Source organism: Terrisporobacter vanillatitrophus (assembly GCF_051148895.1).
Taxonomy (GTDB): domain Bacteria; phylum Bacillota; class Clostridia; order Peptostreptococcales; family Peptostreptococcaceae; genus Terrisporobacter; species Terrisporobacter vanillatitrophus.
This window is the reverse complement of the sequence record NZ_CP154625.1, coordinates 3,517,324-3,533,984: the sequence shown is the minus strand read 5'-3', so window position 1 is coordinate 3,533,984 and position 16,661 is coordinate 3,517,324. Positions and strand designations below refer to the sequence as shown.

Below are 16,661 nucleotides of genomic sequence, written 5' to 3'. Positions count from 1 at the left end.
TATGACTAAAAGTATTATGTTAGTAGGTGTAGGTGGTCAAGGCACTATACTTGCAAGTAAGTTATTAACTATAGGATTAATGGAAGCTGGATACGATGTAAAGATGAGTGAAATACATGGTATGAGCCAAAGAGGAGGATCAGTCTCTTCTCAAGTAAGATATAGTGAAGACAATGTTTATTCTCCTGTTATTGAAATTGGTGGAGCAGATATGATAGTTTCTTTTGAAAAAATGGAAGCATTAAGATATTTAAAATATTTAAAACCAGAAGGAAAAGTAGTTGTAAATAATTATAGATTAAACTCAGTATCTACATTAGTAGGAAAGTTTGAATACAAAGAAGAAGAAATAGATGCAGAGTTAAAAAGATTAGATGCAAAAATTATAGATGCAGCAAAGAAGGCTGTAGAACTAGGAAATGTAAAAGTAATGAATGTTATATTATTAGGTTCTCTAGTAAAATCAATGAAACTAGAAAAAATTGATTGGGAAAGTATTATAAGAAAAAATGTAAAAGAAAAGTTTATTGATTTAAATATAAAAGCTTTCCGTATAGGAATGGACTTAGTAGAATCAGAAGTAAGTAAGATAGCTGTTTAAATTTATTTAGCCATATAAACTCAAAAGCTATTATAAGTTTTTCTTATAATAGCTTTTGACATCTATCATGATGAAAGATTATAATATAAAAAAATTATAAAAGGGGACAAAAATATGACTTATAGAGTTTTAGCCATAAATCCTGGCTCAACATCAACAAAATTTGCAGTATATGATGGAGAAAATCAAGTTTTTGCAAACACGTTAAATCATTCAGTAGAAGAGTTATCAAAGTTCAAATCTATAATGGATCAGTTTGAAATGAGAAAAAACGAGATAGAAAAAGCTTTAAAAGAAAATAAAATAGAGCTAAAAAGTATAAATGCAGTAGTAGGAAGATGTGGAGGATTACCACCAGTCAAATCAGGTGCATATTTAATAAATAAGGAAATGATAGATCGATTAAATAATAGACCTACATTAGATCATGCATCAAATTTAGGAGCTACAATTTCATACTCTATTGCCAATGAAATCGGAGTAAAATCATATATATATGATCCAGTTTGTGTAGATGAAAGTGGAGATATAGCAAAAGTATCTGGACTTAAGGGATTGGATAGAGTTTGCTTAACTCATGCTTTAAATACTAGAGCTATGGCAATAAAATATGCAAAAACGAATAATAAAAACTATAAAGATTTAAATTTAATAGTAGCTCATTTAGGTGGAGGTATAAGCTTGAATATTCATGAAAAAGGCAAAATGGTAGACTTTGTTTCTGATGAAGAAGGACCATTTTCACCAGAAAGAGCGGGAAGACTACCAGCAAAAATGTTAGTTGATTTATGCTATTCAGGAAAATATACTCATAAAGAAATGGTTAAAAATGTAAGAGGTAAAGGTGGAATAGTTTCATATTTAAATACTATTGATGCTAGAGAAGTGGAAGAAAGAATAGCTAATGGTGATGAATATGCAAAATTAATATATGATGCTTTAGCTCTACAAGTAGCAAAATCTATAGGCGAACTTGCTACAGTTGTTAATGGTGATGTGGATGCAATAATTATAACTGGTGGAATAGCTTATTCTAAATATATGAGTCAATCAATAAGCAAGAGAGTTAAGTTTATAGCACCAGTAGAAATATTAGCTGGAGAAAATGAATTAGAGGCCTTAGCTTTTGGTGCACTTAGAGTATTAGAAGGTGAAGAAGAAGCCACAATATACAGTGAAGCAGATTTTATAAAAGCTTAGTAAAAAAATTTTATACGTGATTAAATTAACATAATTGGATATGCTCCTCTAATTTTATATAATATAAATATAATTAAAATTAGGGGAGTTGTCATATGAAGGATTTTTTTACTATAGGAGAAATATCTAGGTTATTTGACATAAATAAAAAAACATTAAGATATTATGATGAGATAGATTTATTTAAACCTAGTTTTGTTAATAAGGAGAATAAGTATAGGTATTATACATTAGATCAATTTCAATATTTAGAGACCATAAAGTATTTAAAAGAACTTGGACTTTCATTGGATAAAATAAAATATAATCTAAATAATGTAAATACAGAAGATGTAATACACTCCTTAGAAGAACAAAACAGTTTTATTAATCAGAAAATAAGTGAATTAGAACTTATTAAGCATAAGATTAATAATAAAATAATGCAAATTAAAGATTCAACAAGAGAAGATTTATTAGGAATTATTAGGGAAATAGATTTTGACGAAAGACAAGCAGTTAGGTTAAGACACAGTATTAAAACTGATTATGATATTGAACTTTCTCTTAGAAAGTTGACGAAAATGTCTGAAAATAAAATTTTTTTAACATATGGAGCAGTTGGAGTATCCATAGCTAGAGAAGATTTAATTCAGCAAGAATATGGAGAATATAAATCTATTTTTGTGATGATAGAAGAAGAAAAATATGATAAAAGTTTAATAAAAATATTTCCTAAAGGGACTTATGTTTGTATTAGGTTTAATGGTGTTCACAAAGATGCACCACCGCACTATGAAAAATTGATGTCTTATATTAATAAGCAAGGTTATGAAATCTTAGATGACTCATTGGAGATGGAACTAACAGATCCAAGTTTATCTTTAACAGATGAAGAAGTAATTATGGAACTACAAATTTTAGTTAAGAAATCTTAAATAAAGGGGAATAAGCATGATAAATAAATTAGAGGACATATTACATCAATTAAAAGGAGACAAAAAAGTTATATTGTCAGTGGCAGCAGCTCACGATGAAGAGGTTTTACTAGCTATTCAAAGTGCAGTAGAGAAAGATATAATAGTTCCTATTTTAATTGGTGAAGAAAATAAAATAAGAGAGATTAGTAAAGAGATAAATTTTGATTTAAATGGAATAAAAATAATACAAAAAGATACTATAGAAGAATGTGCTGAAACTGCTGTAAGATTAGTTTCTTCAAAAGAAGCGGACTTTGTAATGAAGGGATTATTAGATACTTCAGTTATACTAAAATCAGTTTTAAATAAAGAGTGGGGTCTTAGAACAGATAGCTTACTTAGTCATGTTATGGTTTATGAAATACCCACATATGATAAATTATTAGTAACGACAGATGGAGGTATGAATATAGCACCTGACTATGATCAAAAAGTTAAAATATTAAAAAATGCTATAGAAGCAACTAAGCCTTTAGGATTAGAAGAAATAAAAGTTGCATGCTTAGCTGCAAAGGAAAAGGTAAATCCTAAAATGCCAGCTACAGTTGATGCAAAAGCTTTACAAGAAGCTGGTGAAAGAGGAGAGTTTGGTGAAGGTGTAATAGTAGAAGGACCTTTAGCATTTGACTTGGCGGTATCTAAAGAAGCAGCAAAGATAAAAGGTTTTGAAAGTAGAGTAGCAGGAGAAACAGATATAATGTTAATGCCAACTATAGAAGTGGGTAACGGTATAGGAAAAACTTTAACATATTTTGCAGGGGGAAAATCTGCTGGAATAATAATGGGTGCAAAAGCTCCTATTGTTTTAGTTTCTAGAGCTGATAGTCATGAGTCAAAATTATACTCAATAGCTTATGGTGCCTTAATTGCAGGTCATAATAAATAAGGTGAAAAATTCTTTTTTAGTTTATGCTAAAAAAGAATTTTTTGGTTTTCAATATAATTAATAGGGGAGAATAGGATGAAAAAACTTAATCGTTGGATATATGCTGTTGTAGGAACTGTTGTTTTATTGTTTGCAGGGCTTATATATGCATGGAGTGTATTAGCTTCACCCATAGGTCAAGAGTTTACAAATTGGTCAATGGCACAATTATCATTAACTTTCACTATAGGTATGACCATGTTTTGTTTAGGTGGATTAGTTGGAGGATTGTTATCAAATAAAGTCAACGTAAAGTATAATGTTTGGGCATCAGCAATATTGTTCTTAATTGGATTTTATATATCTTCAAAAACAACTACCTTAATAGGATTATATATTGGATTTGGTATTTTAGCAGGATTTGCATCTGGTCTTGCTTATAATGCAGTAATGAGTACTATGTCGAAATGGTTTCCAGATAAACAAGGACTAATATCAGGAATTTTATTAATGGGATTTGGTATAGGAAGTTTTATTATAGGAAAAGTATATCAAGCATACACTCCAATAGAAATAGGTGGTTGGAGAAATTCATTTATGATATTTGGAATATTGCTATTTATAGTAATTGGTATAGGCGGTTTTTTCTTTGTTAGGCCAGATGAGGATTTTATATCTTTAGAAAATAAGTTTAATACTGATAAAAGGAAAAGTTTCGAAGCTGGTATAGATGTTCATGCTTCTGTAATGATAAAAAGACCTACTTTCTGGTTATTCTTTACTTGGGCAGTATTATTAAGTGGAGCAGGGCTAGCATTAATTTCTCAAGCTAAAGGTGTGGCTATGGAAGTAGGACCACAAGTAAATTCATCAACTATAGCAACTGTTGTTGGATTAATTTCTATATTTAATGGTATTGGTCGAGTAGTTTATGGAGGAATGTTTGATAAAATAGGAAGAAAAAAAACTATGTTTATAATTAATGTAGTATTCTTTATATCTGTAGGGATTTTGATACTTGCACTTATGAACAAAAGTTTTTTATTAATAGTGCTTGGATTTGTGTGTTGTGGTTTTTCTTATGGTGGTATACCAACAACAAGTTCAGCTTTTGTAAATGCATTTTATGGACCAACATATTATCCAATCAACTTCCCAATAGTTAACTTAAGTTTAATCGTTGCTTCTTTTGGAGGAACTATAGCAGGATATTTATATGATTCAAGTGGTTCTTATTTAAGTACTTTTATATTAATGATAAGCGCTATAGCAATAGGTTTTATATGTTTTTTAGGAATAAAAAGACCATAAGAATATGTGAAAATTATACTAAAGGGTTATTAATTAATTATAATATAAACATAAAAAATTACTGGAATAACTTATTCCAGTAATTTTTTTATTTTAATTTACTTAATTATTATGTTAATTATATCTAGGTTCTCGGGCTTCAATGCCACTAAGAGCAGCCCAAACATAGAATACCAATCCTAAAATAGCCCAACCTATAATTATTCCCCATTCAAAAGGCCAAGATAAAGACGCTGGAGCACCTGGTAAATACATTATTCCTAAGAATATACACATGCAAACAGACACTATACCAACAAATCTAACTCTTTTAACCTTGTATGGTCTTAGCATATTTGGTTCTTTTTTTCTTAATACTAAGAATGATAAACAAACCATAGAGTAAGATATTACGATACTGCAACCACCTGCATTAGATAACCAAGTAAGCATATTTCTTCCTAGGAATGGAGATAAGGAAGTTAGAACACCAATTAATATTATTGCATTTGAAGGTGTTTTATATTTAGGATGTAATTTTGCTAAGAATTGTGGCAACATTCCACAAGCTGCCATAGAATAAATAGCTCTACTTCCGCCTACATAGAAAGAGTTCCAGCTAGTGATAATACCAGCGATTCCACCTAAAATTAATATTTTAGAAGCTATTGAACTGTTATTATAAACCTTTGCCATAGCATCTGCTGTAACTAGAGCAGACCCTTGGATTTCTGCATGATCCATAGCTAGAGATACACCAAGTATTATCATGGCATACCATATAACTGCCATTACAACAGATAGAATTAATATTTGACCAATTTTCTTAAATGGTATATTCATTTCTTCTGCAGCTTGTGGAATTACATCGAAACCAACATACATGAAAGGTGTCATAACAGCAACAGTCATAAGACCGCCGACTCCATCTTTAAAAAGAGGTTGTATGTTTGAAGTTGAACCATTCACAAAAGATCCACCAATTAGAGCTAAACCAATTAGTGTAATTAATACAGTACATAAACCTTGTAAAAATGCAGCTGTTTTTACTCCGAAGTAATTTATGATAGTGATTATTATTGAACTTATTATACCAACCATAACCCATGTGCCATAAACATCAAATCCAGCAATAGTGTACATATAACCTTTTACGTAATTTGGAAATAAATATTGTAAAACTGTTGGAAGAGCTACTGTTTCAAAAGCTATTACAGATATGTATCCTAAGATGATAGCCCAGGTACAGATAAAAGACGCATTTCTGCCTAGTGCTCGATAACTAAAGACTTGCTCTCCACCACACTTAGGCATAGCGGAGGTTAGTTCTGCGTATGCTTGGCCTACAAATAATACCATTATGCCACCTATAACAAATGCTAAGATAGCGCCAAGAGTTCCGGCTGTTTGTATCCATTCTCCTGATAACACAACCCATCCCCAACCAATCATTGCTCCAAATGCAAGTACAAAGACGTCGGATTTGTTCAGGACTTTATCAAACTTATCGTTTTTACTCATAAAAACTATCATTCCTTTCGCTGTGCTCAAGGCACAAAATTGGATGAAAAATGGTATAATACATACATTTTTCGTTAATAAATCTAATAAGTAAGTAAATATACTACAGAGCACGGCGGGGTAAGTGAGAAAAGTGCCTATCGGCAAATCCGCATAAAAACTTGTGCCGAATATCTATCTAAGTACAAATAATTGTGCCATGAGCACGTAAGTTAATCTTTGTTTTAGCAAAGACCGTTAAAAAACTAGGATATTCAGTCAATGTTTACTTACTTAATTTTTTATTTAAGGTGATAAAATGCTTAAAATTGTTCATCCAGTATGTTGTGGTATTGATGTTCACAAAAAATTTATAGTAGCTACAATTGCTTCTACTAATTCTAAAAATATCACAACATATAAAACTAAAAACTTTCAAACATTTACCCATAATTTAATTGAATTCAAAAACTGGTTATTAAGTAACAATTGTACTGAAATATGCATGGAAAGTACCGGTAAATACTGGTTACCAATCTATAACATTCTTGAAGATACTTGTAATATTACACTTGCAAATCCTAAATTTATAAAAAATATTCCTGGTAAAAAAACTGATAAACGTGATTCTTTATGGATTACAGATTTACACAAGCATGGTCTAGTTAGGGGGAGTTTTATTCCTCCAAAACAAATCAGAGAACTTAGAGATTTAATGAGATACAGAAGTAAATTAGTTAATTTTCGTTCTAGTGAAAAAAACAGAATTCAAAATTCATTAACTGTATCTAACTTAATGATTTCTAGCGTTGTATCTGATACATTTGGTAAATCTTCTTCAGCTATTATTAAATATGCATTGGATCATCCCGAAAAGCTGAATATTGATTATACTGAATTTCTTCATGCTAGACTACTACCTAAAGCTGAAGAAATAAATCTATCTATGCAAGGCAATATATCTAAAGAGCAATCAAGCAAAATGAGAGTTTCATTTAACCATTTTGACTATATAAATAATTGTTTGACCCAACTAGATAATGTAATTTCTATCATTTCTTCAGACTACCAGGATCAAATATCTTTACTTTCTTCCGTACCAGGAATTACACCTAAGTCTGCCGTAGGCATAATTTCTGAAATAGGTGTTGATATGTCTAAATTTGATACATCAAAGCACCTTTGTTCTTGGGCAGGATTAACGCCTCAGAACAATGAAAGTGCAGGAAAAAAGAAAAGTGTTCGTATAAGTCGTGCCGGTTTATATTTAAAACCTTTGCTTGTTCAATGTGCCAATGCAGCTATTAAAGATAAATCATGTCCTTACTTTAAATATAGATATGAATCTATTAAAAAAAGACGTGGACATAAGAGAGCTATAATAGCTATTTCAAGAATGCTACTTACTTGTTGTTACAATATGTTACTAAATAATAAAGAATTTAATTCTTCATTATACGATTCTTACTTAAGTGATTGTGTAAATCAAACTAAATCTATAGATAGGATGATTAAATATCTACAAACTCAAGGATTTGTAGTTCAAACACAAGTTGAAGAATCACTTGGAATTACATGATAATTAACCAGTAAATCAATTTTCCACAAACTCCGTTTTTATTTTTTTTAATATTTAAAGGGAGTTATTTAGTGTGCAATCCCTTCGGGTATCTTTTTTCAAGTTAAGACCCCCTAAAATTTTTAATACTTACTTTTTTTAATTTTATGATTGTTACAATAATATAATAACAACTTTGGTAATAAATGTAAATTGGTTATTTTGAATTTTGCATAAAAAATGTCATATTTAGATATAATTTGAATTGTAGCCGTTAGAAATTTTTCTTTGTATTAATAAATAAGATATTTTATAATAAAAAGAGCAAACAATATAATTATAAAGGTTTTATTTAAATTGAAATGTTTATATATAAAGAGTTAGTATTGGAGGTTAAAATAATGAAAAATAAAGATAAAGCAATAGGTGTTTTTGATTCAGGCTTAGGTGGAGTAAGCGTATTAAAAGAATTAGTTAAAACTATGCCAAATGAGAAATTTTTATATTATGGTGATTCAGCAAATGCTCCATATGGAATAAAAACAAAAGAAGAAATAACTGAAAGATGTGTGGATATTATAGATTTTTTCTTGAGTAAAGGTGTAAAGGCTATTGTTATAGCTTGTAATACAGCGACTTCTGCAGCAGCCAATATACTTAGAGAAAAATATTCTGATTTACCAATCATAGGAATGGAGCCAGCATTAAAAGTTGCTGCTGACGGAAAAGTTAACAATACTATAGTAGTAATGGCAACACCTCTTACATTAAAAGAAACTAAATTTAATGATTTAATGGCGATATATAGTGATAATAACACTGTAATAAAAATGCCATGTCCAGAACTTGTAAATATAGTGGAAAATGATTTATTAGACAATGAAGAGGTTGTTGAAAGTCAACTAAAAACCTATTATAAAGACCTAGATATGAGTAAAATTAATAGTGTTGTTTTAGGATGTACACACTTTATATTCTATAGAGATTACATGGAAAAAATATTAAATCATAATATAAATATAGTTGATGGAAATTTAGGAACAACAAATCATTTAAAAGAAGTTTTAAGAGAAAATGATGAATTAAGAGATGATAATGAAGAGGGAAGTGTTATAATCTATAACTCCTCAGATGATAAAAGATTTATAAAATTATCAGAAAAGCTATTAAATAGATAAAAAAACAAAGTATCTACTACTTTGTTTTTTATTCACATGTTTCAAATTGTAAAATTACCTTAAATAAATCGCCATCTATATTTAAATCCATAGCTCCGTTTTGTGTATTAACAATACTTTGAGTAATAGATAGACCAAGTCCTGAACCTTCAGTATTTCTAGAGGAATCGCCACGTCTGAATCTTTCTAAAAACTCATCTGGGCTTAAATTTAATCTATAATTTGATATATTTTTAAATGTTATTGAAATAGTATTATTTTCAACAAATAAATCTATATAAACTCTACTATTAGGAGCAGAGTATTTTGTTATATTTGAAATCAGATTTTCAAAAGCTCTGAAAGTTCGTTTCCCATCAATCATAGCAAATATAGGTTGTCCTGGAGCTTCAACAATAAAATCCAATCTACTTTCTTGAATTTTATCATCCAGTTCTACTACACTTTGTATTAAAAGTTCTTTAATATCAGTTTTTTCAATATTAAATTCCATTTCACCACTACTAAGCTTTGCAGCTTCAAAAATTTCTTCAACTAAAATTTTAAGTCGCTTAGATTTTTTATCTAAAATAGATAAATAAGATTTTTTTGTATCATCGTCTAGAGTATCGCTTTTTAGCATGTCCACATAATTTATGATAGATGTTAAAGGTGTTTTTAAATCATGGGATACATTGGTAATCAATTCTGTCTTCATTTTTTCGCTTTTTATTGCATTATCTACAGCCTTAGAAAGACCTTCATTCATATTGTTAATATTTTCTGCAAGAAGAGCAATTTGGCCATTTCCCTCAATTTGTAATTTACAATCAATATCACCGTTTTTAATAGACTCAACTTCCTTTGAAATGTATTCAATATAATCAAATTTTTTATATATTAATTTAAATATAAAAATATAAGATATCAAAGTTATAAGAATATAAAATATAAAAACAAGCCTAGAGTTAAATATTGTAAGTAAAACGAATAATAATATGCATTGAAGTGTTAATTCAAGGCATAAAGTATAGGCAAGTTTTTTTGTTAATGATTTTTTATTATGTTTATTTATTAGGGTTTTTATAAAATGTGATGTATACAATTTATCAAATAGATTTTCTTTATTATAAATAACATAGTTTATCATGAAGTATATTAAGTAAAAGGTTGCAATATCGTAGAATACAAATTTATCATACATATATAACTCTCTATGCATTCCATATCTAGAAATTTGAATAGATGCAAAAACTAATAGAAAAACTACCTCTAGGGGAAGTTTATTATTTAGGTATTTTATAAAACTATCAAAAAATGTTGCAGTTTTAATATTTTTTTTATAAAAACAAAATGACATAAAAGTTAAAATAAAAGAAACAATGCATATAGATGTAAATCCCCAAAATATATATACACTATTATAGTAGACCCCAGAACCAAATAGAAGAAATTGTCTTACAAGAGTATACGGTAACCAACTGTCATGGTAAATTACACCTGTGAAATAATCGAAAAAACTTGTGTCTCTACAAATAAATCCTACTGTTTCTATAAAAATGGATATAGATAAAAACATAAAGAATAAAGAAAATACTTTTACAGATGGATTATCAGCTCCTAAATTCTTAGCGTAATTTTTCAATTTTATAGCCAATTCCCCACACCACCTTTAAATATTTTGGATTTTTTGAATCTATTTCAATTTTTTGACGTATTCTTCTAATATGAACTGCTACAGTTTTTTCACAATTATAAGCATCTTCTTCCCAAACTCTTTCATATAGCTCATGAGAAGAAAAGACTCTTCCTTGATTAGAAAGAAGTAGTTCTAAAATTTTATACTCAATAGGTGTGATCTTTATATCATCCCCATCTAGAGTTATAGCTTTTGTTTCTTTGTTTAATTCTAGCCCACCACTTCTTAAAGTTATCGTTTTATCTTCCACAGTATGAGATGAATTTACATCAGACATATTCCCTAAATTTATATATCTTCTAAGATGAGAACGAACTCTTGCAGTTAGTTCTAGTGGATTAAAAGGCTTAGTTATATAATCATCAGCCCCCATGTTTAGTCCTAAGATTTTATCTATATCTTCGGATTTTGCAGATAATAAAATAATTGGTATATTTTTATCTTCTCTTATTTTCATAGTAGTTTTAAGACCATCCATATTTGGCATCATTACATCCATAATAATAAGCTTAATATCATTTTCTATAATCATTTCAAGAGCTTGTAAGCCATCATATGCTTTTAAAACATTGTACCCCTCAGGTTTTAAATAAAATTCAATAGCATCAACTATTTCTTTTTCATCGTCAACCAATAAAATATTTTCATTCATAAATTATCCTCCCTTATACAAATTCGAATTCCTCATATCACAAAATCAATTATATCAAAAGAAAGTATCAAAAACAGGTATTAAATATTACAAATTTATAAAGATTTCTACATAACATTACGTAATTGTAATAAATTTGTTATCATCATGTAATTATTTGGTAATTTATTACAGGTATAATAAATTTAGTACTTAGGGGAGAAGGAGATAAATATGATGATTAAAAATAAGATGAAGTTAGCAATAGGAATAGTAGTATTGTTAATGTTGCCATTATTTATAACAGGATTTGAAAATGAAGAAAGTTATGGAGATACAAAATTTAAAGATAATGTAGTTTTTTATGCTCAACATCAAGATGATGAAACACTTTGGGCATCAGCAGCAATTTTAGAGGCTATAAATGAAGTAGGAGCGGATCATGTTTACGTGGTGCAAGTATCTTATGGAACAGGAATAAAAATATTTGGTAAAGAAAAGATGTTTGACAAAACGAGCCAAATGGAAAAATATGAATATAGAGAAAGAGAGTTCCTTGCGGCAGTTAATGAATTAGGAGTTAAAAGAGAGAATGTGGTTTTATTACCAAGAACAAATAAAAGTGGAACTACAAGTTTTGAACAAATGGAGCAAACTGCTTTAAAATTTGAAAAGGAATTAAAACGTGTAACACATGTTGCTCATACTTATAAGCTAGACTGGCATTTACAACATCTTAAAAATGGTGCAGTTATTCAATCTTTATACAATGCAGGTAAAATAAAGGATGTAAAATATTTTGTAAAGCCAGAGTATAAAAATGATATTCCAGAAAGTGAAAGAATATTTTATAAGGCTATAAAGAAAGAGGATAAAGAAAAAATAAGAAAAGCTTGTGAACAATATAAGATAGTAGATGAGAATCAAAAAAGAGAAGGTATAGGATATAAGTCAGATCATAGATCTTTTAAAAGGCTCATGAAACATTATGATTCTATATTACATACACCTAGTGTGTAGGTGAAAATTATATAATGAAAGAATTATTTATGTCAAAATATATCCAAGTAGTAAAATAAAAATAAGTTTGTAAGAATAAACATAGAGGTGATATTATGAATAAAAAAATATATTTATTATTTACATCTTTGATAGTCTCAACATTCTTAATTATAGGATGCAGCAAAAATCAAGAATATACAAATTTTCAAAATGCATATTTTAAAATATCAAGCAGTTCAGAAAAAAATAATAGTCTAGATAAAAATAATTTAGAATCAATTATAGGAACTAAGGTAAGTGAATATAAACAAGCAAAAAATAAAGAAGATTATAACACATATATTTTTAAAATTGATGATGAAGAACTTAAAGTTTGCTTAAATGCTGATAATAAGTTAGGGTTTATAGAATATAAAAAATTAGGAGAAATAAACCTTGCTAATAACTTAGAAGAAAACTCAGCAGTTGGTGAATATGCTACGGGTTTTACTAGCAATATGAAGTTAGATTCTTTAGAAGAACAACAGAAAATTTTTGATCAAATAAATAAATAGTCTATATAAATTATAGATAATATTAAGGCTGTAGGTAGGTTTTGGTAAATATAAGCTTATCTGCAGTCTTTTATTTTTTGGTTAAAATATACTTCCAAAACAAATAATAAATATGAAAGGGTTAATAATTAATAGGAGGACTATAATGGAGAATTTAATTAATCGTTTTATAAAATATGCAAAAATATATACAACAAGTGATGAAGACTCAACGACTACACCAAGTACAGAAAGACAAAAAAATCTGGGTAAAATTTTAGTAGAAGATCTAAAAGAAATAGGCGTGGAGAATGTCTATATGGATGATAATGGTTATGTTTATGGATTTATATGCGCAAACACAAAAAAAATGTGTAATACCATTGGTTTTATTTCTCATATGGATACTGCACCAGCAGCTTGTGGAGAAAATGTAAAACCACAAATTCATGAAAACTATAATGGAGAAGATATTATATTAAATAAGGAAAAAAATATTGTTTTATCAATAAAAGAATTTCCATATTTAAAAGATCAAATAGGAAAAACTTTAATTACTTCCGATGGAACTACCTTACTTGGGGCTGACGATAAAGCAGGAATAGCAGAAATTATAGAAGCAATAAAATACATAGTTGAACATAAAGAAATTGAACACGGTCCAATTGCTATAGGATTTACTCCTGATGAAGAAGTTGGTAGAGGAGCGGACTTGTTTGATGTGAAAAAATTTAATTCTCATTTTGCATATACAATAGACGGAGGTCATTTAGGTGAGCTAGAATATGAAAATTTCAATGCTGCTAGTGCCATAGTTAATATTACAGGGAAAAGTGTACATCCTGGTTCAGCTAAGAATATTCTAATAAATGCAACTACTGTAGCTATGGAATTTCACTCATTGATACCTGAGAATGAGGTTCCTGAAAAAACAGATGGATATGATGGTTTTTATATGATTACAGATTTTAAGGGTGGTATAGAAAACGCCACATTAAAATATATAATTAGAGATTTTGATTTAGGAAATTTACAAAGAAGAAAAGATTTATTAAAAAATATTGGTGAGAGAATTAATAAAAAATATAAAAAAGAAGTAGTAAAAGTAGAAGTTAAAGATGAGTATTATAATATGAAAAAAGTAATAGAACCAGTTATGTATGTTATAGAGTTGGCTAAAAAATCTATGATAGAAGCAGGGGTAACACCTAAAATAGTTCCTATAAGAGGTGGAACTGATGGTGCAAAGCTATCATATATGGGACTTCCAACACCTAACATATTCACTGGAGGGGTGAATTTTCATGGGATTTACGAATATGTTTCAGGAGAAGATATGGTAAAAGCAAAAGAAACTATAATCAATATTATTAAAAATGATGCTATAAATCATGAAGAGATTAAATAACTTCTAAAAAATATAGGTATTGGAATATAATTTACTAGATAAATAATTATATTTTAAGAGTGGTGAGTACATGTTTAAAAATAAAGAATATAATTCTTGGGTAATCACTGTTCTTTCCTATATTTTTATTACTATAGGTATTTTATTAGCAGCATTAGCATTAGAAGTATTTCTGATTCCAAATCATATTATTGATGGTGGAATTACGGGAATTTCTATAATACTAAGCTTTTTAACAAAAATAAAATTAAGTATTTTTATTATAGTAATAAATATTCCATTCCTATTATTGGGTTTTAAACATTTAGGTAAAAATTTTCTTATTCAAGCTTCATTTGCTATGGTCGTATTTTCCTTATTACTAGAGGCATTTAAAAATGTAGAGGTAGTTACCAATGATGTGCTACTTGCTACTGTATTTGGTGGGATTATCCTTGGAATAGGAGTAGGTTTTGTGATTAGATATGGTGCTTGCTTAGATGGAGTAGAGACAATAGCCATATTAATTAACAAAAAAACATCTTTTTCTGTAGGGCAAGTAATACTATTGATTAATTTAGTGATTTATATGGTAGCGGGAATGCTATTTGGATGGGATAGAGCGCTTTATTCCATAATGACATATTTTATAACTTACAAAATAATAGATATAGTATCAGAAGGTCTGGATCAAGCAAAGGCAGCTTTGATTATTACAAATCATGGTGAGGAAATAGCTAGAAGTATATATAAAAGGCTGGGAAGAACAGTAACTTTTATTGAAGGAGAAGGTTTGATAAGTGGTAAAAAAGTAGTTCTTTATGTAGTTATTACAAGATTAGAAGTTAGAGAACTTAAAAAAATTATAGAAGCTGATGATATATCTGCTTTTATGACTATTACTGATGTGGCAGAGATAGTAGGTCAACATATTAAAGATAAAGAAAGTTTAACTATTGAACAACTTTAAAATAGAAAAGCATATAATAAGTGAATTTATTAACTAATATTTTACTTATTATATGCTTTTTAATATGTTACCAAATAGGTAAATCTTTTGGATTTCTTAATTTTTTATGTTTAAAAGTAGGGACATTTAATTCTTCAGCAAGTTTTTTTATCTGATTTTTATAACCAGATTTTAAGTTATCGTGAATAACTATACCATCAATATTGCCAATAATAGAATTAGTACACTTTTTTAATAAATTATATTTCTCATCTTTATCGTACTCACCTTGGACCAACCATTGATTAGGAAGAACATGACCTACAGATATCTTACAATCTTTATCTATGATTATATTTGAAAATGTATCTTCAAAGTGCATACCACCAGTGCAAAGAAGCACTTTCACAGGATCTTCATCTGAGAACACATCTTGCAAAGAAGTAGCCAAAATTTTCACAGCTATTTCGTTACTCCAACTGTCTAAAGTACTTCCTATTTCTATGTCAAATAAAGGAACTTCATATTTATCAATTAAATTAATATTTCCACCTCTTATGGTGCCTGTCCAATGAGTTCCTTCAGTCATTACTTTAAAATCATCAAGATTATTTTCTACTCTATGCTTTTCCATAGAAACTAATAAATTTCTTAAGTAAAGAGGGTGAGAAGGAGCATAAATACCTCCTACCACATCACCAGTTGAATGCACTGTAAGAATTTTATCGGGGGCTTTTTCTCCGCCATGCCAGTTTACAACACCAGCAATATCATAATCTGGAAATAACTCATTTAATATAGGTATGTATTTATCGTAGTCATAACTCAATACTTTGTCAGTTTCCACATAAGTAAATAAATTATTATTTTCATCAATATAATTATAAGCGTTTCTATTATCAAATTTTATATGGCTTAATTCAAGGGGATAATTATTTTTTAAATAGTCAAAAACCCTAGGAGCAACTTCATCTCTTTCATAATCTGTACAAAAAAAATATACAGCTTTTTTATTATAATTCATTGCAATTACCTTCCTTTCACAAATGAAATTAGATTTCTATCATCATAAATTAGTTCATAATATCCTATAGGGTCAGTATTGCCCTCTGTATTAAATATTAAAACTACTGAATGAGAGTTTAAATTCATAGATTCTTTTATTTCATCTTTAGCATAAATTCCTTTAATATTTAGTTTTTTGCCTCCAAAGATATAATTTATGAAGACTAGTATAAAATAATTATAGCAAAATATATATTTGTTGTTAGTTCTGATAGAATAAAATATTTATAGGATTATAAGTTTATATTTCAAAATAAAGAAAAAG

Annotated in this window: 16 protein-coding genes; 11 read left to right on the top strand and 5 right to left on the bottom strand. The window is 28.5% G+C overall.

Annotation, left to right across the window (positions count from 1 at the left end; genetic code table 11):
- Position 1 precedes the first annotated feature (1 nt).
- The 5 genes from TVTCOM_RS17300 (at position 2) to TVTCOM_RS17280 (ending at position 4,936) form a co-directional block, all read left to right on the top strand.
- Positions 2–601 carry an indolepyruvate oxidoreductase subunit beta gene (locus TVTCOM_RS17300; RefSeq protein ID WP_434797495.1) on the top strand — a complete coding sequence of 200 codons (600 nt, stop codon included), beginning with the start codon at positions 2–4 and terminating at the stop codon, positions 599–601.
- 114 nt (positions 602–715) lie between these two features.
- Positions 716–1,801: a butyrate kinase gene (gene buk, locus TVTCOM_RS17295; protein WP_434797494.1), complete on the top strand. Its 1,086-nt coding sequence runs from the start codon at positions 716–718 to the stop codon at positions 1,799–1,801.
- Positions 1,802–1,896: 95 nt separating this feature from the next.
- Positions 1,897–2,718, top strand: coding sequence for a MerR family transcriptional regulator (locus tag TVTCOM_RS17290; RefSeq protein ID WP_434797493.1), 822 nt, complete (start codon positions 1,897–1,899; stop codon positions 2,716–2,718).
- 16 nt (positions 2,719–2,734) lie between these two features.
- A complete protein-coding gene (locus TVTCOM_RS17285; protein ID WP_434797492.1) occupies positions 2,735–3,646 on the top strand; it encodes a bifunctional enoyl-CoA hydratase/phosphate acetyltransferase in 912 nt (303 codons plus the stop codon).
- A 75-nt stretch (positions 3,647–3,721) separates the two neighbouring features.
- The gene (locus TVTCOM_RS17280; protein WP_434797491.1) at positions 3,722–4,936 is read left to right on the top strand and encodes an MFS transporter; all 1,215 of its coding nucleotides are present in this window, start codon (positions 3,722–3,724) and stop codon (positions 4,934–4,936) included.
- Between the two features lie 114 nt (positions 4,937–5,050).
- Here the strand turns inward: TVTCOM_RS17280 and TVTCOM_RS17275 are convergent, their stop codons facing one another.
- Positions 5,051–6,466, bottom strand: a complete 1,416-nt coding sequence (locus tag TVTCOM_RS17275; protein WP_434797490.1) for an APC family permease — start codon at positions 6,464–6,466, stop codon at positions 5,051–5,053.
- A gap of 268 nt (positions 6,467–6,734) precedes the next feature.
- Here TVTCOM_RS17275 and TVTCOM_RS17270 point away from each other — a divergent pair, with 268 nt between their 5' ends.
- Positions 6,735–7,994, top strand: a complete 1,260-nt coding sequence (locus TVTCOM_RS17270; protein ID WP_434796464.1) for an IS110 family transposase — start codon at positions 6,735–6,737, stop codon at positions 7,992–7,994.
- A gap of 380 nt (positions 7,995–8,374) precedes the next feature.
- On the top strand, positions 8,375–9,151 hold the full coding sequence (gene murI / locus TVTCOM_RS17265) for a glutamate racemase (RefSeq protein ID WP_434797489.1): 777 nt from the start codon (positions 8,375–8,377) through the stop codon (positions 9,149–9,151).
- Positions 9,152–9,179: 28 nt separating this feature from the next.
- On the opposite strand, the gene TVTCOM_RS17260 is transcribed toward murI, so the two are convergent.
- Both TVTCOM_RS17260 and TVTCOM_RS17255 read right to left on the bottom strand, forming a co-directional pair.
- Entirely contained in the window at positions 9,180–10,787 is a 1,608-nt protein-coding gene (locus tag TVTCOM_RS17260) for a histidine kinase dimerization/phospho-acceptor domain-containing protein (RefSeq protein ID WP_434797488.1), read from the bottom strand.
- Positions 10,759–11,481: a response regulator transcription factor gene (locus TVTCOM_RS17255; protein WP_434797487.1), complete on the bottom strand. Its 723-nt coding sequence runs from the start codon at positions 11,479–11,481 to the stop codon at positions 10,759–10,761. Before TVTCOM_RS17255 ends, TVTCOM_RS17260 begins: the two co-directional genes overlap by 29 nt.
- Positions 11,482–11,694: 213 nt before the next feature.
- Between TVTCOM_RS17255 and TVTCOM_RS17250 the strand changes: the two genes are divergently transcribed.
- From TVTCOM_RS17250 to TVTCOM_RS17235, 4 genes are all read left to right on the top strand, one after another.
- Complete coding sequence (locus TVTCOM_RS17250; protein WP_434797486.1) at positions 11,695–12,480, top strand: PIG-L family deacetylase; 786 nt, start codon at positions 11,695–11,697, stop codon at positions 12,478–12,480.
- Between the two features lie 95 nt (positions 12,481–12,575).
- The gene (locus TVTCOM_RS17245) at positions 12,576–13,016 is read left to right on the top strand and encodes a hypothetical protein (protein WP_434797485.1); all 441 of its coding nucleotides are present in this window, start codon (positions 12,576–12,578) and stop codon (positions 13,014–13,016) included.
- Between the two features lie 145 nt (positions 13,017–13,161).
- Entirely contained in the window at positions 13,162–14,403 is a 1,242-nt protein-coding gene (pepT, locus tag TVTCOM_RS17240) for a peptidase T (protein WP_434797484.1), read from the top strand.
- A 70-nt stretch (positions 14,404–14,473) separates the two neighbouring features.
- Positions 14,474–15,352, top strand: coding sequence for a YitT family protein (locus tag TVTCOM_RS17235; protein ID WP_434797483.1), 879 nt, complete (start codon positions 14,474–14,476; stop codon positions 15,350–15,352).
- Positions 15,353–15,419: 67 nt separating this feature from the next.
- Here TVTCOM_RS17235 and TVTCOM_RS17230 read toward each other — a convergent pair whose 3' ends face one another.
- Positions 15,420–16,355 (bottom strand): D-aminoacyl-tRNA deacylase, encoded by a 936-nt coding sequence (locus TVTCOM_RS17230; RefSeq protein ID WP_434797482.1) that lies wholly within the window; start codon positions 16,353–16,355, stop codon positions 15,420–15,422.
- 5 nt (positions 16,356–16,360) lie between these two features.
- The gene (locus tag TVTCOM_RS17225; RefSeq protein WP_434797481.1) at positions 16,361–16,483 is read right to left on the bottom strand and encodes a hypothetical protein; all 123 of its coding nucleotides are present in this window, start codon (positions 16,481–16,483) and stop codon (positions 16,361–16,363) included.
- Positions 16,484–16,661 lie beyond the last annotated feature (178 nt).